Source organism: Microcystis viridis FACHB-1342 (assembly GCF_014698335.1).
In the GTDB taxonomy this organism is placed as follows: Bacteria; Cyanobacteriota; Cyanobacteriia; order Cyanobacteriales; family Microcystaceae; genus Microcystis; species Microcystis ichthyoblabe_A.
The window spans coordinates 1-21,739 of record NZ_JACJSV010000076.1; the positions used below are offsets into that span (position 1 = coordinate 1).

At 41.7% G+C, this 21,739-nt stretch carries 19 protein-coding genes and 1 pseudogene; 9 read left to right on the top strand and 11 right to left on the bottom strand.

Translation table 11 applies throughout. The features are described from left to right. The 3 genes and pseudogenes from H6G40_RS24285 to H6G40_RS19355 form a co-directional block, all read right to left on the bottom strand. A pseudogene (locus tag H6G40_RS24285) lies at positions 1-102 on the bottom strand (DUF4351 domain-containing protein); the annotation flags it as partial. Between the two features lie 531 nt (positions 103-633). Further along, on the bottom strand, positions 634-2,739 hold the full coding sequence (locus tag H6G40_RS24025; protein WP_190538159.1) for a tetratricopeptide repeat protein: 2,106 nt from the start codon (positions 2,737-2,739) through the stop codon (positions 634-636). 23 nt (positions 2,740-2,762) lie between these two features. Then, complete coding sequence (locus H6G40_RS19355) at positions 2,763-3,263, bottom strand: hypothetical protein (RefSeq protein WP_069474288.1); 501 nt, start codon at positions 3,261-3,263, stop codon at positions 2,763-2,765. A gap of 198 nt (positions 3,264-3,461) precedes the next feature. On the opposite strand from H6G40_RS19355, the gene clpS reads away from it, so the two are divergent. The 3 genes from clpS to H6G40_RS19370 all read left to right on the top strand — a co-directional run bounded on the left by clpS (position 3,462) and on the right by H6G40_RS19370 (position 4,869). After that, a complete protein-coding gene (clpS, locus tag H6G40_RS19360; RefSeq protein ID WP_002738526.1) occupies positions 3,462-3,749 on the top strand; it encodes an ATP-dependent Clp protease adapter ClpS in 288 nt (95 codons plus the stop codon). Next, on the top strand, positions 3,742-4,572 hold the full coding sequence (locus H6G40_RS19365; RefSeq protein WP_069474287.1) for a CPBP family intramembrane glutamic endopeptidase: 831 nt from the start codon (positions 3,742-3,744) through the stop codon (positions 4,570-4,572). Before clpS ends, H6G40_RS19365 begins: the two co-directional genes overlap by 8 nt. 96 nt (positions 4,573-4,668) lie before the next feature. Continuing rightward, positions 4,669-4,869 carry a hypothetical protein gene (locus H6G40_RS19370; RefSeq protein WP_080601654.1) on the top strand — a complete coding sequence of 67 codons (201 nt, stop codon included), beginning with the start codon at positions 4,669-4,671 and terminating at the stop codon, positions 4,867-4,869. Between the two features lie 11 nt (positions 4,870-4,880). Here H6G40_RS19370 and H6G40_RS19375 read toward each other — a convergent pair whose 3' ends face one another. Beyond that, positions 4,881-6,941, bottom strand: coding sequence for an AAA-like domain-containing protein (locus tag H6G40_RS19375; protein ID WP_190538160.1), 2,061 nt, complete (start codon positions 6,939-6,941; stop codon positions 4,881-4,883). A 176-nt stretch (positions 6,942-7,117) separates the two neighbouring features. After that, positions 7,118-8,377 (bottom strand): AAA-like domain-containing protein, encoded by a 1,260-nt coding sequence (locus H6G40_RS19380; RefSeq protein ID WP_069474285.1) that lies wholly within the window; start codon positions 8,375-8,377, stop codon positions 7,118-7,120. A gap of 144 nt (positions 8,378-8,521) precedes the next feature. On the opposite strand from H6G40_RS19380, the gene H6G40_RS19385 reads away from it, so the two are divergent. The 4 genes from H6G40_RS19385 (at position 8,522) to H6G40_RS19400 (ending at position 12,883) form a co-directional block, all read left to right on the top strand. Next, positions 8,522-8,818, top strand: coding sequence for a hypothetical protein (locus tag H6G40_RS19385; RefSeq protein WP_041804305.1), 297 nt, complete (start codon positions 8,522-8,524; stop codon positions 8,816-8,818). Further along, a complete protein-coding gene (locus H6G40_RS19390) occupies positions 8,805-9,689 on the top strand; it encodes a hypothetical protein (RefSeq protein ID WP_069474284.1) in 885 nt (294 codons plus the stop codon). Before H6G40_RS19385 ends, H6G40_RS19390 begins: the two co-directional genes overlap by 14 nt. A 326-nt stretch (positions 9,690-10,015) precedes the next feature. After that, positions 10,016-10,603: a hypothetical protein gene (locus tag H6G40_RS19395; RefSeq protein ID WP_002739207.1), complete on the top strand. Its 588-nt coding sequence runs from the start codon at positions 10,016-10,018 to the stop codon at positions 10,601-10,603. A 459-nt stretch (positions 10,604-11,062) separates the two neighbouring features. Continuing rightward, complete coding sequence (locus H6G40_RS19400) at positions 11,063-12,883, top strand: protein kinase domain-containing protein (protein ID WP_069474283.1); 1,821 nt, start codon at positions 11,063-11,065, stop codon at positions 12,881-12,883. Positions 12,884-13,025: 142 nt separating this feature from the next. On the opposite strand, the gene rsgA is transcribed toward H6G40_RS19400, so the two are convergent. The 4 genes from rsgA to dnaK all read right to left on the bottom strand — a co-directional run bounded on the left by rsgA (position 13,026) and on the right by dnaK (position 17,717). After that, positions 13,026-14,102 (bottom strand): small ribosomal subunit biogenesis GTPase RsgA, encoded by a 1,077-nt coding sequence (rsgA, locus tag H6G40_RS19405; RefSeq protein ID WP_069474282.1) that lies wholly within the window; start codon positions 14,100-14,102, stop codon positions 13,026-13,028. Continuing rightward, complete coding sequence (locus H6G40_RS19410) at positions 14,103-14,324, bottom strand: sulfurtransferase TusA family protein (RefSeq protein ID WP_002738399.1); 222 nt, start codon at positions 14,322-14,324, stop codon at positions 14,103-14,105. Positions 14,325-14,326: 2 nt separating this feature from the next. Next, complete coding sequence (gene dnaJ / locus H6G40_RS19415) at positions 14,327-15,451, bottom strand: molecular chaperone DnaJ (protein WP_002738619.1); 1,125 nt, start codon at positions 15,449-15,451, stop codon at positions 14,327-14,329. Positions 15,452-15,668: 217 nt separating this feature from the next. Beyond that, positions 15,669-17,717: a molecular chaperone DnaK gene (dnaK, locus tag H6G40_RS19420; RefSeq protein ID WP_190538161.1), complete on the bottom strand. Its 2,049-nt coding sequence runs from the start codon at positions 17,715-17,717 to the stop codon at positions 15,669-15,671. Between the two features lie 413 nt (positions 17,718-18,130). Here dnaK and ahr point away from each other — a divergent pair, with 413 nt between their 5' ends. Together ahr and H6G40_RS19430 are read left to right on the top strand one after the other, a co-directional pair. Next, entirely contained in the window at positions 18,131-19,135 is a 1,005-nt protein-coding gene (gene ahr, locus H6G40_RS19425; RefSeq protein ID WP_016516931.1) for an NADPH-dependent aldehyde reductase Ahr, read from the top strand. Positions 19,136-19,163: 28 nt separating this feature from the next. After that, positions 19,164-20,108, top strand: coding sequence for a Uma2 family endonuclease (locus tag H6G40_RS19430; protein WP_190538162.1), 945 nt, complete (start codon positions 19,164-19,166; stop codon positions 20,106-20,108). 158 nt (positions 20,109-20,266) lie between these two features. On the opposite strand, the gene gifA is transcribed toward H6G40_RS19430, so the two are convergent. Next, the gene (gene gifA / locus H6G40_RS19435) at positions 20,267-20,434 is read right to left on the bottom strand and encodes a glutamine synthetase inactivation factor IF7A (protein ID WP_002739262.1); all 168 of its coding nucleotides are present in this window, start codon (positions 20,432-20,434) and stop codon (positions 20,267-20,269) included. A 411-nt stretch (positions 20,435-20,845) separates the two neighbouring features. After that, a partial coding sequence (locus tag H6G40_RS19440; RefSeq protein ID WP_190538163.1) for a formylglycine-generating enzyme family protein occupies positions 20,846-21,739 on the bottom strand: 894 nt, incomplete at its 5' end.

A 21,739-nucleotide genomic window follows, 5' to 3' on the forward strand; every position in this document is an offset into this window, starting at 1 on the left:
AATTTCTGAGGTGACTTCTTTGCTGACAACTACTGTACCGTAGGGAGAAAGAAGGGTTTCTAGGAAGTCTTTGCTAAATTTATCCCAAATAAAGCGAGTCATTTCAGTTATCAGTTACCAGTTATCAGTTATCAGTGACTACCACCTAAACTCGGTAGCTTGAAAAAGGTTAATTGCCTCAGTTGCTGATTTTAGCCTCCAGATTAATCATCGAGAATTGAGCAAGCGATCGCATTTATGATCTGATTCTAATTTATTGAGGGTCAGTAAGAATAGTGATAATTGACATTTCTCAAGATTTTATCTCCGACTACTGATAATTAACATTAACATCGACAAAAAAACTTTCTAAAATCTGCTTAGATAAAGATAAATATTGACATTTGCTGTTAAATTAGTCAGCTTATCGCCTCTGCTAAAGATGCCTTCTGGCAATCAAAACCCAGAAAACCAATCGCGTGAACTGATTGAATAAAAATTGCGTTAAGCGGGATAGTCTATCAACCTCAATGGCAGTTTAAAACTCCTTTCTAGCAAGAATTTACTAATATTAAGCCAGCACTATTTAACGGATATATCTTTTAATTACCTGATACTTTTTAAGAGATTAACTATCTCATCGGGAAATCTTTACTATAATTCTTTATCGGATAATCGCGACAACAGAATCATAAAATTTTGCCTTACTGTTTGGGTATGGGGATGATTTTCTCCTAATCTTTCTTGATAAATAGCAATAGCTCTCACATACAACGGTTCCGCTTCTGCGTATCTGCCTTGGTATTTGTATAATAGTGCTAAATTATTGAGACTGGTAGCAACATCGGGATGGTTTTCTTCTAATAGCTGTTCTATCAGAGAAAGGGAGCGCTTATACAACGATTCTGCTTCTGCGTATTTGCCTTGGTATTTGTATAATAGTGCTAAATTATTGAGACTGTTAGCAAAATAGAGATTGTTTTCTCCTAATAGCTGTTCTATCAGAGAAAGGGAGCGCTTATACAAGGGTTCCGCTTCTGCGTATCTGCCTTGGGAGCAGTATAATCCTGCTAAATTATTGAGACTGGTAGCAAAATAGAGATTGTTTTCTCCTAATAGCTGTTCTATCAGAGAAAGGCATCTCTTACATAAGGGTTCCGCTTCTATGTATCTGCCTTGACTGAGGTATAATTCTGCTAAATTATTGAGAATGTTAGCAAAATAGAGATTGTTTTCTCCTAATAGCTGTTCTATCAGAGAACGGGAGCGCTTATACAACGATTCTGCTTCTGCGTATTTGCCTTGACAGCGGTATAATATCGCTAAATTATCGAGCCTAATAGCAAAATCGAGATTGTTTTCTCCTAATCGCTGTTTTATCAGAGAAAGGGAGTGCTTACACAACAGTTCTCCTTCTGCGTATTTGCCTTGTAATTCATATAACACTGCTAAATTATTGAAAATGTCAGCAACATAGGGATGGTTTTCTCCTAAGCGAGATTGGATTTCTTCACAACATTTTGTTAAGGTAACTGCTGCTAAATTATATTCTCCCTGTCCCTTATAAAACAAAGCTAACCCAAGAAACACCTGAATTAAATTATCTTCCGGGTTGGGAATATCATCTAACATGGTTTGACTGACAAGTTGCAGATGGGGAATTGCGGGAGTTACCGCTGCAATAATCTCCCTTGTGGGGGTTTGCGGGATATTTTCGGCAATGGTTAACAAAGTTTCCACAAAAGCGCATCGATAAAGAGAATTTATCTGAGGAATTGCCTGTAATTGCTGTTGAAAAAATTCTCTCACGAGGGGATGAATCCGATAAAAAGAATAGTCCTCATCCACGGGTTGCATCAGATGAGAATTATCCAATTGTCCCCGCGCTTCTTCTAGTTCGCTTTCGGTAATTTCTGTGGATTTTGCCGTATCTTCTAGCAACGTCCAAGCAATAGCCACCGGTGCGAATAAACTCAACAGCATTGCCACTTTTTGAACAGCAGAACTTAAATCATCCCAACTGATTTTAATTGCGGATGCTACCCCTAAATGTCCATAATCTCTGTGGTTTCTTTCCTTAGTTAAAGCAGTATGAGCTAAATTTAATTTATCGCGTAAATGGCTAAACTTTAAATGACGATTTTTCGCTAAATATTCCCCCACTAACTCCACTGCTAAGGTTAAGCGTCCTAAAATTTCGTGACAAATCTGTTCTACTAAAGCTTTTTCTTGCTCAACTTTAGCAGTACCAACAATTTTGGTTAATAATTCTACACATTTATCCAAGGGTAAAACATCTAAAGCTATAGACTCAAATTCCGTACTAAGACACCTTTCCCTAGTGGTGACTAATATCTTAATCCTAGAATCTTTTGGTAACATTCGATCGGGAATTCGGTCGATATTGGGGACATCATCGAGAATTAATAATAATTTTCCCTGCTGAGGTAGCCAATTTTGCCAATACCAGTCCACTTGTGTTTCTAAAGATTCTTTTTTCAATATTTCTGGTAAAGATAGATAGGGACCAGCTAATTTAACTATTTCTTCTGCTAAACCCGATAGTCGCAAGGATAACCAATATTGTGCCGCGTATTCCTGTTGGTATCGTTTCGCATATTCCAAAGCTAAAGCGGTTTTTCCTATTCCCCCTAACCCTTCCACCGCGCAAACAATCACCCCTTGTTCTGTTTGCAATTTCTGATGAATTAAGGTTAACTCATCTTCCCTCCCGACAAAATTAACCGTACTTTTGCCCACATTACTAGGTATAGAGGGAATACTTACTTTTTTAGACGATTTTTCACTCCTGCGATCACACGATTAAATGTGGGAAAATAACGCTTAAAAGTTGACTCAGTATCTAATTCCGCTTCGTAGGTCAGGGAAACAAAAGGGGGTATAGTAGATATGGCCGCTTTTAATTTGGCTGCTGCCGATCGCTCTGGTTGATTGAGTTTAGCCAGAATTTGATTTAATAATTCTAAGATTTGTGCAGAAGCAAGTTCTAGGGGTGGTTCTTTGGTAATTGCCGTCAATTCTGTGACAATTTCTGCTACCATTACCTCGGCATCAGGAAAAGATGCTTCTTGACTCTCGCTGGCGACTAAATCCCATTTTTCTCGTTCCAATTCTTTAATTTCTATGCGCTTATCGTTTATGCGTTGCTCCAAAAGAACTTTATCTTCTGAACGCGCAACTGTCCACGCATCGCGGATTCCCGCTAATTGTTCTTTTAAGCGTTGAATATTTTTATCGAGATTTTGTAATTCGTCAGTAGCCATGGGAAAATAAGCTTAAATTAGCCAATTAATTCAATTATGATCTATCCATCTAGAAATGTCATTCCTGTGGCTGTCCCCCACTCCCCAACACCCAACCCCTCACGGATCACAGAAAAAGCCTAGCTCAATCTGGAAATTTTGATTATGATCATTAGTAATTGACCTTTATTTGTGATATAGATTCAAAGGAGAGACACGGTGTCCACAGAAGTCATCGAAAAGCGTTCCACAGCGACAATCCGTAAACCAGCACCGCGTTATCGCGTTTTACTCCACAATGACGACTTTAACTCGATGGAGTATGTGGTTCAGAGTTTAATGCAAACGATCGCCGGTATGACGCAACCCCAAGCAGTTGATATCATGATGGAAGCGCACACGAATGGTACAGCCTTGGTGATTACCTGCATCCAAGAACACGCGGAGTTTTACTGTGAAACCTTGAAAAATAAAGGTTTAACCAGCAGCATCGAACCCGATGAATAAAAGATTACGGGTAATTGCCACTTACCCAGTCCCCCTGCGACTGGGAATTTTTATTTTGCTCTTACTTTTTCTCTGGTTGCCGATCGCACTTCCCCTCTATCACTTTTTTGCCACTAATGCCAATCTTGTCTCAATTTTGACCCTTTCTGTTCTCTATCTGGAATTTTTGGGGTTATCCCATTGGTGGGGACGGACAATTTATGGTGATGAGGGATTAGCCGATTATGGGTTGATTTGGCGAAGAAAAACGCTGATCAAGTTAATTAACGGGTTAGAGATCGGTCTATTTTTCACTTTCTCGCTTTTTCTGTCCCAAGGGTTCCTAGGTTGGTTAAATTTCTTACCCGCAAATCCCCAAATCAGCAAAATCATCCTGGAGGGGTTTTTAGTCGCTTTAGCGGTGGGTTTTGCGGAAGAATTGCTATTTCGGGGCTGGTTACTGGGAGAATTGGAAAAGGATTATCGTCCCGCTATCGCTCTAGTGATTAGTGCCTTAATTTTCGCTCTTGCTCACTTTATTAAACCTTTAGCCGAAATTATCCGCACTTTTCCCCAATTTCCTGCCTTAGTCTTGCTAGGATTGATTCTCGGTTGGGCAAAACGCGCCTGTGGTGGTAATTTGGGTAAAAGTATCGGTCTGCACGCGGGTTTAGTCTGGGCATACTATATATTAAATGTGGGTCAGTTAATTAAATACACTGGTACTGTTCCCGATTGGTTAACTGGAATCGATAAAAATCCTTTAGCGGGAGTGATGGGTTTACTTTTCCTGACAATTCTCGCTATCTGGACAAGAAAAAAGGCAGTTTTGAGTGAACGATAGGGGATTAAATCAATTACTATAAAGGGGAAATTGCCCATGAGAGTTATAGCCGATTTCAATTTTTGATGGGTTATTTTTAGTTTAATTCTCTGGCTAATGATTGGCAATCTCCTCTACTATATGCAAGTAATTGTTTTACGTCAAAAGAACCCACAGGTTAATTCCTCTCCTGTTGTCAGGAGTCAATCCTTCAATGTTTCTGACCTATTCTTTTTATTTTGGTCACGGGGAGGGGAAGGAATCCGAGTATCATTATCCGAGGAATTAACGGGTGGTAATGGAGTATTTAGTAATTAAAAAATTGATGTTTATTCAATAAGTTTTTGACAATCTAGATTATCTTGCAAAGCTCGATCGATATCCGATTTCCAAGCTCTGTCATTATACCAACGTTTTGCCCAAAATTGAGCTTCTTTAAAGTTATCAGAAGTTGGGGGGATTTTGCACAAAATTTCAAAAGCACCTTCTCTACCCGGCACATCAGCGACAAAATTATCGACAGCTAGTCCTATTGCTTGCTGAATTAACCTTAATTCATTTAATTGAGTCCCACACTTGTAATAAAACTGATCACCTTGTTGCTTTTGCAAGTCTTGCAGTTGTTGAATATTCTTTTCTAAGCTAATATTAAAATCTCGTTTAGTACAAATTTCTGGAATACTAGGTGAGGGTTCCTTATCGGGAGTTCTTTGTGGTAGCAATGATAATAAGGACAAAATAATAAACGTACCAAGTAGTAATAGTACCGACGAAAAGGTAGAATCCTCCTCCTTAACTAATTTTTCTAATTCTTGTTTAACCCATTGAATATTAAATACCTCTTGATAAATTCGATTGGTCACTTCTAGATACTCATCATTTTTAATCACTAATTCTGCTTGCTGAAGTGCCAATTTTTCTGGTTTGTTATCAGCAAAGACTCCCCCCTGCTGCAAAATTTCTTGATAGATTTCTAATCTTGACCTAACATTTTTATCAGGAGTTAAGAGACTGTTTTGTATTTTCTGGAGATGGTCTGCTGCTTTATTTTGTAACCAATTTTCTACAATATTTTTCTGAATCAATTGTTCAATTTTTGGTTTTTCTTGTCCTTCTCGTAACTCATTTTTATTGTCGATTAGCAAAAGGATAACTATTATCGTTAACTCCCAGTTACCACCTGTCCAAGCTGGAATTTCCTCAATTAAAGCTGCTCTTTGATTCTCATCAAATTCAGTCCTTAATAGTATTTTATCTAGTTGATCTACTTTTTCGTAGTATGCAGGGATTTTATTTAATTCCGTTGTCACCCAATTTTCATTAAAAACATTTCTATAAATCTTATTATAAACTTTTAACTTTTGTCGGTCTTGAACTACCAATCCCGTTAAGCGTAATTCTATTTGATCGCGACTACCATCATCGGTAATTTCACCATTTTTTAAAATTTCTAGGTAAAGCTTCAGCATTCTTCTACCCGTGACACGCTTATTTAATAAACGATTCTGAACAGTTTTTAGGTGTTCTGGACTATCTTGAGATACCCAGTTACTAATTACTTGCGACTGGATAAAATCGCCGACATTAATCGGGTTTGCTGGGGATTCCTTGCCAAATTCAGGGCGAGATGTGGAGATTAAATTACAAATTTTTTGAGTTAAAAATGGTTGTCCACCTGTCCATTCTATAACCTCCTCTAAAACCCGTTGCGGTGCGATAACTTTGTCCTGCAATCCCTCGGCAAGTTTTCTGGCATCCTTTATAGTAAATCCAGATAATCGAATATCTTGACCAATATTAAAAGGACTACGATTATTATCTAGAATAAAGTTATAAACTGCCGATACCCCCAACATACAAAAGCTTAGACGTTGGTAATCCCTATTATAAGGACGTTTTTCATGACAGCTACGCAGCCAAGCAAAGAAATCATCTGTGGAAAAATTTAAACTCAGAACGCTATCAATTTCATCGAAACAGATAACAATAGGTCGGGATACCTCCTTTAAGAGAATTTCTTCAACAAATTCATCAAGACGATTAATAGCTGATTTATAGGCTCGTTCATCCCACCAAGTTTGCTCTTTTCCCCGAATAGAAAGATTGAAGCGTTTAACCAGTTGCTCAAATAATACTCGATACCAAATATCTTCGGAGATGTTTTTTCCTATACCACTCAAATCAATGGTAGCACAATCAATATTATCCTCTTTCAGTCGTTTTTGTGTCTGTACCCACAAACTTGATTTTCCCATCTGACGGGAATTTAACACATAGCAATACTGTCCATTTTTTAGATAGTTATAAAATATATCATCTGCTTCCCGCTTGATATAACTAGGTGCATCTAGGGGGACGCTGCCTCCAACATAATAAAAATTGGTCGCCATAGCATTAAAATTAGCAATTTGTCTGATTGGTTAAGTTCGATGAATAATTTAATCAAAGGTTATCTGTCCCTAAGCTAGTCCGCATTTAAAGTTCTGGGTTCGATGGGGGAACGGGGAACAGGTGAAAACGAATATTAGATTTAGATGTACAACAGTTTAACTCAATATATTGGATTTTAGGAGGATAGGCGATACCTAAAATAGTCGCTGTATAGTGGATAACGGGGTTGAACAGCATTCTGCACAAAGGTTACTAATCCTAAACTATGAAGTTGCCAATTAATTGTTGCACCTAAATCAACGGGAGAAGAGGACTCTACAACCTTTTTCATTCCTGCTGCTAGGTTTGGATGTTCTTGTAAGTTTAGCAAATGTCCTCGCAAATGATCCCCATAAATCCCCGCTTCCGTGGCTGCTGTCTCTAAAAAATCTGCTAAAGACAGTTGTTTTTGGGTAATCCCATAAATCGCTTTTTGGATTAAATAGGGATGTCCCCCGACAAGATTAATTATTTTTTGCAGTTCATCTTTTCCCAAGTTAGCCTGATATTTATTGGCTAGAGTCAAGACCTGTTCTAGAGTAAAATCAGGTAACAGTATTTCTGTTCCTACAACATTCAAAGGAGATTTATTCAGGTCAACAGGAACATAATTTTCTGTGGAGTAGGTGATAATTAAGTGTAACTTTTGCCAAGTATTATTATTTTTTGCCTCCTCATGCCAAAGACGAAATAAACTAAGGAAATCGTCAGCAACGCTGGTATAGGTAAAGAGACTATCTATCTCCTCTAAAACTAAAATTAGGGGTTTATCCAGCTTTTTGAGCAAATGGTCTTCAAAATAGGCAGTACAGCTATAAAGTCCTAATCCTTCTTGCCATTTTTCCTGAAAGAGAGCTGCTAACCCTAATTTCTTGGAAATAATCAAAGCAAACCAAGAGAGCAATCGGTCTAAATCGCCGAGAATTCCTTTACTTGCTTGTAAAAAACTCAAACTGACGGTTTTATACTGTCTTTTGTCAACTTGACTCAAAATTCTATCGACTAATAGGGTTTTACCCATCCCCTTGGCTGATTTAATCCGCAATAATGAACCTGCTTGACTCACCGTCTCCAGACAAAGCTGTTCCACTGGAGGACGTTCAACATACTTGGAAAAATCCGCAGCCCGGTTTTCTCCCTCATCCTCAGACGTGGCAGCCGGTGTTTCCTCCAACTTATCCCAGTCAGCGATTTCTCGATAATCAAGGCCTAATTTTTGACAAATTTCAAAAAAATTGAGATTACTAATCGATTTACCGTTAAGAAAACGGCTAATAGTCGATCTTGCGAATCCTAACTCCTCAGCAAGCAGCTCTTGACTTGCGTAACCATTGAGTTTAACTGCTTGTTTGACTCTAGGGATATATTCTGATTTTACTTTAAGCGATCGCCCCATAAACTTCCATCAATCGACGCAATCTCTATTTTATCGCAAAAAACTCAGACATATCTCAGTCATTCTCAGTCATGAACTCAGAGAGTCATGACTGAGGATCAAGATGTACTGGTCGAAGTGTATTTATAAACTACACAAAACAGAATGCTTGACATATTTCCTTCTAAGTCCAAAGACAAGGGTGATTCTGGGACTTCAGCTAAGTCTGACAATTATTTAACCTCCGCGGAGAAGTCTCTTTTATCTGATTTACTCAAAGTTAGGGCTGCCACTGCCTTGAGCTTTGAAATTGAAACAGATAGAATTGGAGAAGCTGACTTACAAGATAAATTAGAAAAACTAGCGGACAAAGGCTATATCAAAGTCAATGAAGAAGAAAGCTACAAAATCTTTACTCCCACTTGGAAAACTCGTTGGCTGAGGGTAAATGGTATTTTGTAGTCAGGTTCTAACGGAATTAGACAAGTTTCCTTTTTTCAGTTCATTCACCCATTACCTATTTTTGGTAGATTCTCAGACAACTGCTGCCACCGATCTTTTCAGCGAAATACGGAAACTTCTGGGAGAAGATCGGTGGCCTTTTGTCGTGACTGCGATAATTATTGGAGTAGCAGTTGAAACTGGAAGTAGCTATTTCTCAGCTTTTAGGATTCGTCATTTATTTCCCGATTTAAAAAAGGATTTTTTAAATACTTTTGTTAGGTTATTAATTCTCAAAGTTCTTATATCAATACTCTTATACCTTTTTATTCAATTTATATTTTCTCTATTAAGCTCAATCGAGGATAATGTATATGTTGGTTTAATCATTGCTCTGGTCTTCGGTTTTATTATTAGTTCCTTAAACCCTAATTTAGAACAAATCGACCAAGTAACGGGTGGATTTAGCCTATCGACAATTAATCCTGTCTCCAGTCTGATCAAAAAGCTATTAGAGTTGTACCAAGGATTTCAAATATCTATTATTAAGCCTTTAGATACGAAACTGCTAAAGAAGAGAACCAGCCTATATAATTCTATCAAGCCTAGATTTAATTGTTTTCAAATAGTTACTCTTCAGGAATACATCCAAGAATTAATCAGTAGATTTACCCTGAAAGAAACGCAAGAGAAATATCAAGGAAGATTAAACGCTATCATCGGGGGAAATTTTAGTGACGAGAATAAGAAGAGAGAAATATTAATATGGTTATTATTTGATATTATGGAGGTTACTTATGAAGAGATCAATAAAATTAGAAATCACCCAGATCAATCAGAAATTTTAATAAGACTGGGAGAAATAGAACAGGGGAATAGTACGATAAATTAAACGTCGGCCAGTTAATTAAATACACTTGTACTGTTTTTGATCGATTAACTGGAATTGATAAAAATCCTTGAGGGGGAGTGATGGGTTGACTTTTCCTGACAATTCTCACCATCTGGACCAGAAAAAAAGTAACCGATGTAAAACCGAGCAGTTAGACTGTCTTCTCTCCCTGACAGGTGTTTTGAGGGGTTTTTTCGCCCATAAGTATTAAGGGGTATGCTGCCGATATGTCCGATGAATGACAATTTTCTAGCGATCGAGCCTTTCCACTACGGAAATTCGAGTTTATTATAAAAAGAAATCCTCTCTCAGGTAAGAGCGGTAGTATGGCTTACTCGACACAGCAGTTAATTGAAATCCTCGATCGAGAAATGCACGCCACTTGCAAAGGGGAACGTCTGTTACTCTCTCCGGCGGAGCGCATTGATAATCCGGTGATTGCCAAGGCGATCAATCTAGAAAAGGTGGGCAAAGTCTTCGCCTATCAGGATTTTCGCCGTCAAGTTCACGATTATCAACAAAAATATCAGGTTTCGGGCATTATCTGGCGTGTTTGTCAATGGGGCGATCGCACTCTTCGTTATCCCGAAATTCATAATCAATTAGTTCCCGTCGCGGGTGACAAGGAAATTCTCATGGCTGCCAAAGCTTCCGTTTTAGAGTTTTGGAACAGTATCACCCCTAATATGAATTTTTGGTGGGCGCTTAACTCCCGTCCTCCCATTTCTGCCGATTCTCTAGCTGAATTAGTCGCCCAGTCCGAATGGGCGGAGTTAGATGTGGCGCGTACAGAATTATATCTCGGCCTCTGTTGGGGTAATCCTTTAGAACACCAGTATCAATGGGCGCAACCCTTTTCCGGTTGTCATCGCATTATCGCAGCCGTCGATGAACCTAGTTCGATTAAGGTATAAAGGACTTCCAAAAACTAAACCATTCATTCATTCTATTGTAGCCATTGATATCAAAACAGGTGTTTTTGAATTAACAAAAGATATCCTCACAGCTTTCGATCAACTTTTAACCCGATTTTTACAAGAGTTCTTATCTAGTCTTAAATTAGCAAAAGTTGCCAAAAATTAGGGAAAAAGTTCATTGATAAACTGCGCTATCTTCTAGCTTATGTGTGTCAAGAAATCAGCTTTTTACACTAGATAGATAAAGTCATAAAATGTTAACAAATGTTGTCGAAATGGGATGTTTCTACCGCTAAATGTTAAATTTTATTACAGGATGCAACATTTGTGGTCTAGATGGATTTAGATTATCAAAATAAATGGCCAATTAAATACCCTCTTTATCTGATTTGCCCTACCATCACCTCAGTTATTAGTTATCGGTGAAGATTGTTAAGTAAACGGTAATGTTTCCCCATGACGGATTTAATTCTACAAAATCGTTACAAAGTCCTGCGATTAATTGCCGATGGTGGTTTCGGAGAGACTTTTTTGGCAGAAGATAGCCAAATGCCTTCAAAACGTCTCTGTCTGATTAAACAGCTAAAACCGATTAATGATAATCCCCAGGTTCACAATCTTGTCAAAGAAAGATTTGAGCGAGAAGCGGCTATCCTAGAAAAATTGAGCGAAAATAGTCCTCAAATTCCCAAACTGTACGCTTATTTTGAGGAAAATAATCAATTTTATTTAGTCGAGGAATTTATCGAGGGGGAAACTCTCAGCCAAAGAATACAGAGTAAAGGAGTTTTTAGCGATGATCAAGTCAAAGAGATTTTAGTTAGTATTCTACAGGTTTTAATTTATGTTCACGGACAAAAAATTATCCATCGAGATATAAAACCCGATAATATCATTCTACGGATTTATGATAATTTACCGATCCTAATTGATTTTGGTGCGGTTAAAGAAACTATGGGAACGGTGGTTTCTAATTCGGGCCATTCTCTTAATTCTATTGTTATCGGTACTCCGGGTTTTATGCCATCAGAACAGGCGATCGGTCGTCCGGTTTATAGTAGTGATCTCTACGCTTTAGGATTGACGGCTATTTATCTACTAACCGGCAAAACTCCTGAAATGTTAGAGAGCGATCCGATGACAGGAAAAATTTATTGGCGGCAGTTCGCTTTAAATACTAATATCAGTTTAGCAGCCGTGCTAGATAAAACTATTTCACTGCGCTCTAACGAACGTTATTTAACCGCAAAAGAGATGTTAGAAGCGCTACAAAATACCCCATCAATTGTAGCAACAAATATCGTTGTTCCTGCTCCTACTCCCGCTCCTACTCAAGTAATTTCTCCTGTAACTTCAAAACCTGTTTCTAATCCCCGCACTTTACCTGAATGGGTGAAAGCGATAATTATAGGGAGTATGATCGGTACTGGCATTTTAGGTGGTTTTGTCTTAAGTCATTATCTCTCAAATTCTTCTGGAGATAAATCAATTTCTCCGTCACCTTCCCCAGAGAATCAAGACTCAGATATTACCATTAATAATGAGTTTCCTAAACCTGTCTGTGGAGATGAGAATATCACCGATACTTACTATAAAGTTGTAGTAACTGATGAGGATAGTTTAGAGAGAGTTAAAAATAACTTTTGTAGCGATGCTTTTGTTAATGATGGTAATATTCAGGTAGCAACTTTTAGTGACTTAAATCGCGCTCAAGATTTACAAAGGCAACTAATTAAATACTTTAATCAAGTTAAAATCACCCAAGGTGTCATCGATACCTCACCCAGTCCTGAAGCTGTCTATTCCCCCAGTCCTGAACCCGTCTATTCACCTGTTCCTCAACAGACAGTTAACTCTATTTCTCGTTCAGAAGCGGTGAATTTAATCGAGCGCTGGTTAAAGGCAAAAAGAGATATTTTCGGTCCTTCCTATCAAACCTATTTAGGAGAAGAATTACTTACAGGTAAAGCTTATAATGACAAAATAAAAAGCTCTGATGGTCAAGAAAGTTCTTCCGAATGGTTAGCTAATAATGGCGCTTATTATATCTATGGAGTTCAGAGAATAGATTCAGTTAATAATTTTACAACCTCTGGCGATCAAGCTACAGTGGATGTGGTGGTTACTGAAGAAAGAACCCTCTATAACAGTCAGGGTAAAATTGATCAAAAGAATAGTGGTTTAAGTACCTTATTGGTTCGCTATAATCTTGAAAATGACGAGGGAACATGGAAAATAGCCAACTCTAGAACTCTTAAAAATTTAGTTCGTAGATAAGTTGAATTAATTGCAAAAGGGCGAGAATAAAAATCAAAAATAGTTCAGATAAAAACCCATAGATACAGTCATTGCTGTTAAATTTTCATTTTTAGAAAGTATTTATAAATTAACCCTGAAGATAAAAGTATCCTAACCGATTCTATTCAGAATCATCATTATAAATATCTCGGAGAGTTTTATTTTCGTAGCGTTCCTGATCTTGATTTTTGCCGCGACGGGAAGGACGACGATATTTTTTATTAGCTAATTTGGGTTCGTAGGTTTCTTGCCCTGCTTCTTTAATTTTTAACTTTAAACTTGACTCTTTTGTGCTAGTTTTCTGTAATGACTGTTCTCGTGCGATCGCTTCTTCTAAAAACTCTAAATAATGTTGGTAACGTTCCCAATCTCCCCTAACCACACAGTTAGGTTCCCGACGATGAGTACAATCATTAAATTGACAATTTCCCAAAGCTAAACGCTGTCTCACTTCCGGAAAATAAAAAGTTAATTGTTCCGGTGAACAGTTAATATCCGGTTGGTTAAAACCCGGACTATCGGCCAATAAACCCCGATTTGGTAAAGCAAATAACTCCACATGACGGGTAGTGTGACGACCTTTTTGCAGTTTTCCCGACACATCCCCCACCCGTTGATTAATCTCAGGAATTAGGCAATTAATTAAACTCGATTTTCCCACCCCGGACGGACCGGCCAAGAGAGTGATTTTATGGTTTAATTGTGCCAATAAAGCCTCAAATCCCCGATTTTTCTCCACACTGACAAAAAAAGGCCGGTATCCCCAACCAGCTAGGCGATCGCTCCAAATCTCTATTTGTTCCGGTTCCCCCAGATCAATTTTATTGACACAGACCGCAATTTCTAAGCCTGTGGACTCCGCTTTCACCAAAAAACGACTGATCAGCCAAGGATCGAGAACGGGTTCAGCAAGGGCAAAAACTAGCAAAATCTGCTCGATATTGGCAACGGCCGGCCGATCGATCTCGGTACTGCGGGGGAGAACTTCTGCGATCGCACCCTGCCGATCATCAAAATTGGCCTCCTCCACGCGCACCCGATCACCAACCATCACCGACTGACCGATTTTTTGCAAGCGAGCGCGACGGGTACAGAGAAGATTCTCGCCCATAACGGCAGAATCCAAGCGTACCTGATAGAAATTCGCCTGTACAGCCACCACTGTGCCGTATAAATCGGTTAATTGTGCATCTACCATTTAGGAATCGGGGCGATAGACTTTGAGCACAAAAAAGCTATCTCGGTCCTCGATCGATTCTATCTGATAACCCTCCACTGTCAGGCTAGTGGGAACCTGTTCGATCGGTTCCCCGGCATCTAACCAGACTTCCAACCGTTCCCCGGCGGTCATTTTCTCTAATTGCAATTTTGTCCGGACAAAATTAATTGGGCAGGGAGTGCCGCGCAGGTCTAAAGTCATAGTTATTTATGGAAGATATTACCTAAAAATCCCTCGATGCCGCCTTTCCCCACGGTTTCCCCGCGAACTTTTGCCAATTTTTCCAGTAAATCCCGTTCTTCTCCAGTGACACGGGTAGGAATCGAGATTTTAACGGTAATACGATGATCACCGCGGCTGACGGGATTGCCTAATTTGGGAACCCCTTTACTTTCTAAAATCAGTACGCTGTTCGGTTGAGTACCGGCTGGGATAATCAGGTCTTCTTGGCCATCTACCGTATTAACTTTAATAGTACATCCTAAAATCGCTTGGATATAACTAATCGAGATATTCGATTTAATATCATTGCCTTCCCGTTGAAATTCTGCATCTGTTTCCACGGTTAGATAAACGAATAAATCCCCCGGCGGCCCGCCTTTCAGTCCTGCGTCTCCTTCCCGGGCAACGCGCAACTTCATGCCGTTGTCAACCCCTGCGGGGATGGTAATTTTCAGTTTTTTGGTTTCCTGTTTACGTCCGGAGCCGCCGCAAACGTCGCATTTTTCCTCGATCACCTCTCCAGCACCGTCACAGGTGGGACAGACCGAAACCTGAGCAAAAGTACCGAAGGGAGTACGGGTGGCGCGACGCACCTGACCAGTACCATTGCAAGTAGTACAAGTACGAGAACCAGTCCCCGGTCTGGCCCCACTGCCTTTACAGGTTTGACAGGTTTCCAGATGACGGATGCGGATTTCCTTTTCGCCGCCAAAGACCGCCTCGCGGAATTTTAGTTTAAAATCGAGACGTAGATCCTCGCCCCGGGTAGGGCCTGTGCGTCGGCGGGCCGTTGTTTGGCCGCCCATACCCCCAAAACCACTAAAGATTGTCTCAAATATATCGGCGAAACCGCCCATATTGTCGGGATCAAAACCGGCAGCGCCCCCAGAAACCCCGGCCTCACCAAAGCGGTCATAACGATTGCGGGTTTCTGGTTCCGAGAGAATTTCGTAGGCGCGGTTAATTTCTTTGAAGTGTTCTTCGGCTCCCGGTTCTTTGTTAACATCGGGGTGGTATTTTCGGGCGAGACGACGATAGGCGCGTTTGATGTCTTCTTTGCCGGCATCTCGCGAGACACCTAGAATTTCGTAGTAATCAGTGGGCATAGGGGGCTATGGTTCTGCTGGCAATTTATAAATAAAGTTTAAGTCTAGTTGTTACTTTAACAAACTATACATAGTAGTTTAGTTGGGTTATCCCTACTATTTTTGCTGGGGGTGAGGGGTTGGGAAGTGGGAAGTGGGTAAGTGGGAAGTGGGGTGTGGGGTGTGGGGAGAAGGGGAGAAAAAAGCTGATTACTGATTACTGATTACTGATCACTTTTTAATCTACGGCCTCATAGTCACTGGTGCTGATTTCTTCGCCATCGTAGGGATCATCATCACTGTCCAATTCGGTGGATTTAGTTTCCAGATTACTATAGGTTCTGGTTCTAGTGCGGGAGAGGGTTGGCCTATTGGTGAAGGTATTCGAGGAAGTAGCCCGGGTGCGGGTGGGTCGAGTCAGTTTTTCGGTGACATCGATCGATTCAAACCCAGCACCGTTAAGGGGTTGGTTTTGCTCTTGTCTCCCCGTGTAGATGCGGGTACCGATTTCGAGGACAAGCTGACGAAATTCTGCCAAGGTGGTTTTTAGCTTTTCTGGGGATAGGGAGGGGTCGCGCAGAGCGATTTCCAACTGTTGCCGCTTCTGGTCGGCCAGTTGCCGGATATCGGGGGCGACTAACTGACTGTTTTCCCTGAGGGTGACTTCGTAGCTATAGAAAAGACTATCGCACTGCTGGCGAATATCGATCATTTGCAGACGACGGCGATCGGATTCGGCGTATTTTTCGGCTTCTAGGCGCATTTTTTCAATTTCGTTCGGTTTCAGCCCTCCAGTATGGCTAATTAAAATGCTTTGTTCTTTGCCGGTGCCTTGGTCGCTGGCGGCCACTTTCAAGATGCCGTTAACATCGATCTCAAAGGCCACCTCGATTTGTGGCACCCCCCTAGGAGCGGGAGGAATTCCTGTCAGGAGAAATTTACCCAGGGTTTTATTATCCCGGGCCATGGTTCTTTCCCCTTGCAGAACATGAATTTCCACGGAAGTTTGACCATCGGCAGCGGTGGAGAAAACCTGAGATTTACTGGTGGGGATAGTAGTATTGCGATCGATAATTTTGGTAAAGACTTCGCCGAGGGTTTCAATGCCGAGGGAAAGGGGGGTGACATCAAGTAGGAGGATATCTTCTACTTCTCCACCTAAAACTCCGGCTTGAATGGCTGCCCCCAAAGCAACGGCCTCATCGGGGTTAACAGAGCGATCGATCTGGCTGGTAGAAAAGAAACGGGAGATTAATTGCTGTACGGCGGGCATTCTGGTGGAACCACCAACGAGAACAACACGATCGATATCGCTAGGCTGCAGTTCGCTATCTTTGAGGGACTGTTGTACGGGTCCGAGGGTTTTTTCCACTAATTCCCTGGTTAATTCCTCGAATTTAGCGCGAGTTAGTTCCAATTCTAGGTGTTTAGGGCTAGTTTCGTCGGCGGCGATGAAGGGGAGATTGATCGAGGTGCTAATCATGCTAGAAAGCTCGATTTTGGCTTTTTCGGCGGCTTCTCGCAGTCTTTGGATCGCCATGCGATCGCTGGACAGATCGATGTTTTCTTGGCTTTGAAAGTTCTCCACCAACCACCGCACTAAGAGATTATCAAAATCGTCCCCCCCAAGATGGTTATTGCCGGCCGTGGCTTTCACTTCAAAGACCCCCTTCCCCAGTCGCAGGATGGAAACGTCGAAGGTTCCTCCCCCTAGGTCAAAAACGAGGATATGTTGATCTTCGTTTTGTTTATCTAAACCGTAAGCTAGGGCGGCGGCGGTGGGTTCGTTAATAATTCTTAATACTTCTAGTCCTGCAATCATCCCCGCGTCTTTAGTGGCTTGACGTTGGGCATCGGTAAAATAGGCGGGAACTGTAATCACGGCCTCGTTAATCGCTTCTCCCAGATAGGCCTCGGCATCGGCCTTTAATTTTTGCAGGATCATGGACGAAATTTCTTGGGGGGTAAATTCCCGATCGCGAATTTTGATATTGACAGTATCATCGCGACCGCGTTGGCAATGATAGGCAACTCGTCCCCTTTCGGTCTCGGTATCTTGCCAACGCCTACCGATAAAGCGTTTGATGCTATAGACGGTATTTTCGGCATTAGTGACCGCCTGACGTTTGGCCAGTTGTCCCACTAGGCGCTGGCCCTTGCCGAATCCCACGATACTAGGAGTTGTCCTTCCCCCTTCCGAGTTAGGAACTATAATCGGCTGACCTCCCTCGAGTACGGCAATGCAACTGTTGGTTGTCCCTAAGTCGATGCCGATGACTTTTCCCATGACGCTCTAATAATAATGATAGTTAATAGGATACAATCGCTGACAAAAATTATCCCCAAATTAGAAGCGGGCTTTTTACCTCGTCTAATCTTGCCCCGGTTGAAAGCTGGTAGTTTTCCTGCGAGGCTAACAAAACTCGTCGGTAAAGTCCGCAAGCCTGACCAGATTGGTGTAGTGGACTATATATCAAGAGTAACCCAAAACCAGTGATTTTGCTGATGCTTCCGCTTCCTATTCTTTGTAGTATCAAAAAATCACGCTTTTGACTATTTGGCGATCGCTGACCAGATCAAATCCGTTCCCTTCTCCCTACTTCCCACTTTTCCATACCTTGTAAACAGGATTGAGGACAAGCCATACTCAGATAAACTTAGGATAAAATAACCAATAAACTGATCCTAGAGGACTTAATCATGATTAGAGCCTATGCTGCCCGAGAAAAAGGCGGAAAACTAGAGCCTTTTGACTACGATCCGGGTATATTAGGGGATGAAGATGTAGAAATCGCGGTGGAATATTGCGGCATCTGCCACAGTGACCTAAGTATGCTCGATAACGATTGGGGACTGACCACCTATCCCTTTGTCCCTGGCCATGAAGTGGTCGGCACGATCGCCGCTCTTGGTGCTAAAGTCAAAGAGTTAAAATTAGGGCAAAGAGTCGGTCTGGGTTGGTTTTCCCGTTCCTGTTCCACCTGTGAAACCTGTATGTCAGGGGATCAAAACCTTTGTGCTACTGCCGAAGGAACTATCGTCGGTCGCCATGGCGGTTTTGCCGAAAGAGTCCGGGCCCATCATAGTTGGTTAGTTCCATTGCCGAACCAGTTAGATGCTGCCAAAGCTGGCCCGCTTTTCTGTGGTGGCATTACCGTCTTTAATCCCATTGTCCAATTTAATATTAAACCCACGGCCCGAGTTGGTGTCATTGGTATTGGTGGATTGGGCCATATAGCCTTAAAATTCCTCAAAGCTTGGGGCTGCGAAGTAACCGCTTTTTCCAGTAGTCCCGACAAAGAAACGGAAGCAAAAGAACTAGGAGCGACTCATTTTATCAATTCCAGAGACCCAGAGGCTTTGCAATCGGTACAAAATTACTTTGATTTCATCATCTCCACCGTTAACGTTAATCTCGATTGGGGTCTTTATATCGCCTGTTTACGTCCCAAAGGTCGTCTGCATATTGTTGGCGCTGTTCTTGAACCCATGGCTACCTACGCTTTTCCCTTGATTATGGGTCAAAAATCGATTTCCGGCAGTCCTTTGGGTAGTCCCAGTACCGTCAGTAAAATGATTGAATTTGCCTCTCGCCATGGCATTGAACCAGTCACAGAAACCTATCCTATCTCCCGGGTGAATGAAGCCATGGAAAAATTGCGAACCGGACAACCTAAATATCGCCTCGTCTTACAAATAAAATAAAACCATCTCTATCCCGGACGTAACCCCGATGACTCAACCCCTCACTCCTCCAGTTATCGATTGGGAAGAACCTCCCATTCCCCCGGAAGACTTGATTTTTGATGATGGAGAACCTTTGGAAACCTACCGTCACCGCAAGGCCATGAATGTGTTAATCGATTCTATCGAACAAGCCTATCAGGATCGAGAGGACTTTTTTGTTGGCGGTAATATGTTTATTTACTTTAGCCGTGAGCGGGTTTTTAATAAAGATTTTCGCGGCCCCGATTTTTTCGTTGTCCTCGATATCGATGGTAGTTATAAACGACAAGGATGGGTGGTTTGGAACGAAAACGGACGTTATCCCGATGTGATCGTGGAATTAATGTCAGAAAGCACCGCAAAAATCGATTTAACTACCAAAAAAGACCTCTATGAGCGGACTTTTCGCTGTTCCCAATACTTTGTTTATAATCCCTTTGATGCCACTTCCCTGCAAGGTTGGGCTTTAGACCAAAATCAATGCTATCAAAAAATTATTCCCGACCATCGCGGTTGGTTATGGTGTCAACGTTTGGGATTATGGTTAGGAGTCTGGATGGGCAGCATCCAACGAGAAGAAGCTCCTTGGCTGCGTTTTTATGACCTAGATGGCAATTTAATCCTCCTACCTGCGGAATTAGCCGAAATCGAACGTCAGAACGCTGAAATCGAACGTCAGAATGCTGAAATTGAACGTCAGAACGCTGAAATCGAACGTCAGAACGCTGAAATCGAACGTCAGAATGCTGAAATCGAACGTCAACGGGCCAGGGCTGCCTCTCAACAGGCCGAAATCGAACGTCAACGGGCCAGGGATGCCTCTCAACAGGCCGAAAGCGAACGTCAACGGGCCAGGGATGCCTCTCAACAGGCCGAAAGCGAACGTCAACGCGCGGAACGTTTAGCGGCACAATTACGGCAATTAGGCATAAATCCCGATGAAATCCCGTAATCGGCCCAAGACTGACCCCTATCTCTAAAAACCGAAAGCCCACACCTTCCGATCTCGGTTTGTGTGGGCTGATTGTTCACTTAATTCTAAGATTGAAAGCGTACACTTTGGCGAAATCTCAGAGCCTAACTCAGAGTAGCACCAGAGCGATCATAAGTTTAGGAAGAGAAGTCGGCCGAGAAGCGACGTTGAACGGTTTCCCCGTGGCCATTGTCATTGTCAATACCGATTTCAGAAGCACTTCTGCCTAACATCGATTGTTGACGATTTTTGACGGCGTGGTGGTGACGCATCATTAAGGCACGAGCTTGTTGTTCTGTGGACATAATCATTTCCTCCGAGCTGCAAATAGTGTTTAGAACTTTTTTAATCACCCACTAATATATATAACATACAATTCTGTATCTATTTTTACAAAACGCCCTATTCCCAGAAAAATTCACAAAACTTTACAATAGGAGACGGGAGACGGGAGGACTCCAAAGAACCTAGGTGACGAATATCCATAGCTCCTTGGGACTGTTGAATGATTTGATCAGGTAAATCGAGGACTTCCACCAATACTATCCTAAATCCGTTGAGTAACCCACAGAAAACCGGTTTCTCCGAGAAACCCCTTTTCTACTCATGCCACCTCAATTTTCTCAAAAAAAAAATCGACCCGCCTAGGGGCGGGAAAAAGAGAAAAATTGAAAAATAGGGAATGAGGGTAAAAAGGGAAAAAAAGGGAAAAAGGGTTACAGAGTCCTCCCAGCACCGCACACCACCCGAAAACCGAGGCCGCCGTAGTGGTCGCTGCGGCGGAGGCCGTCGCTGAGGCGGTAAGCGGAACGGCAGGCAGATGGATAGCAGTACCAAGAACCGCCCCGCAGTATTGGATAATCATTATCATTTGTCAGCCAAGCGCTGCCATCCCTTGGCGCATTCTCATAGCTATCATGCCAATTGTCTTCGCACCATTCCCAAACATTGCCACTCATGTCATAAAGTCCCCAAGCATTGGGCTTTTTCTGGCCCACAGGATGAGTTTTATCCTGAGAATTTCCGTCATACCAAGCGTAATCTCCTAACTGATTAGCATCATCACCGAAATAATAGCGAGTAGTAGTCCCCGCACGACAAGCATATTCCCATTCCGCTTCCGTCGGTAGGCGATAGGTTTTCCCGGTTATTTGACTCAATTTCTTACAAAAAGCTTGAGCATCATTCCAACTAACCTGTTCTACCGGATTTTGCGGATTGTTTTTAAACTCAGAGGGATTTGTTCCCATTACCGCTTGATATTGTGCCTGAGTCACTGGATATTTCCCAATCGCAAAACTGTTGACTTTAACTGGGTGTTGAGGCTTTTCAGCATCCCAAGCATCGGGATCACTGTCAGGAGCTCCCATGAGAAATTGACCTGCTGGTAAGCTCACCATCTCCAGTGTGACTCCGTTGGATATTTTTTCGGTAAATGGAGTAGGTGAAGCAATTAGGGGTATTGGTGAAACAGGCTTTTTGACTGCTGCCGGTGCTGGTGGAGGTGACGGGGGAGAATTCCATCCCACAGGTTGTAAGGCATTTAAAACCTGTTGTGCTGTCCATCTTTGTTTTCTATCTTTTTGCAAACACCCTTCAATAATCGGTTT

Bases quoted from the DNA above. Each gene is read 5' to 3' on its own strand.
- H6G40_RS19370 (WP_080601654.1), top strand. From the start codon at position 4,669: ATGATTGGCAATCTCCTCTACTATATGCAAGTAATTGTTTTACGTCAA.
- ahr (WP_016516931.1), top strand. From the start codon at position 18,131: ATGATTAGAGCCTATGCTGCCCGAGAAAAAGGCGGAAAACTAGAGCCT.
- H6G40_RS19385 (WP_041804305.1), top strand. From the start codon at position 8,522: ATGCTTGACATATTTCCTTCTAAGTCCAAAGACAAGGGTGATTCTGGG.
- H6G40_RS19365 (WP_069474287.1), top strand. From the start codon at position 3,742: ATGAATAAAAGATTACGGGTAATTGCCACTTACCCAGTCCCCCTGCGA.
- dnaJ (WP_002738619.1), bottom strand. From the start codon at position 15,451: ATGCCCACTGATTACTACGAAATTCTAGGTGTCTCGCGAGATGCCGGC.
- gifA (WP_002739262.1), bottom strand. From the start codon at position 20,434: ATGTCCACAGAACAACAAGCTCGTGCCTTAATGATGCGTCACCACCAC.
- H6G40_RS19355 (WP_069474288.1), bottom strand. From the start codon at position 3,263: ATGGCTACTGACGAATTACAAAATCTCGATAAAAATATTCAACGCTTA.
- H6G40_RS19390 (WP_069474284.1), top strand. From the start codon at position 8,805: ATGGTATTTTGTAGTCAGGTTCTAACGGAATTAGACAAGTTTCCTTTT.
- H6G40_RS19375 (WP_190538160.1), bottom strand. From the start codon at position 6,941: ATGGCGACCAATTTTTATTATGTTGGAGGCAGCGTCCCCCTAGATGCA.
- H6G40_RS19395 (WP_002739207.1), top strand. From the start codon at position 10,016: ATGGCTTACTCGACACAGCAGTTAATTGAAATCCTCGATCGAGAAATG.
- H6G40_RS19400 (WP_069474283.1), top strand. From the start codon at position 11,063: ATGACGGATTTAATTCTACAAAATCGTTACAAAGTCCTGCGATTAATT.
- H6G40_RS19380 (WP_069474285.1), bottom strand. From the start codon at position 8,377: ATGGGGCGATCGCTTAAAGTAAAATCAGAATATATCCCTAGAGTCAAA.
- dnaK (WP_190538161.1), bottom strand. From the start codon at position 17,717: ATGGGAAAAGTCATCGGCATCGACTTAGGGACAACCAACAGTTGCATT.
- rsgA (WP_069474282.1), bottom strand. From the start codon at position 14,102: ATGGTAGATGCACAATTAACCGATTTATACGGCACAGTGGTGGCTGTA.
- H6G40_RS19410 (WP_002738399.1), bottom strand. From the start codon at position 14,324: ATGACTTTAGACCTGCGCGGCACTCCCTGCCCAATTAATTTTGTCCGG.
- H6G40_RS19430 (WP_190538162.1), top strand. From the start codon at position 19,164: ATGACTCAACCCCTCACTCCTCCAGTTATCGATTGGGAAGAACCTCCC.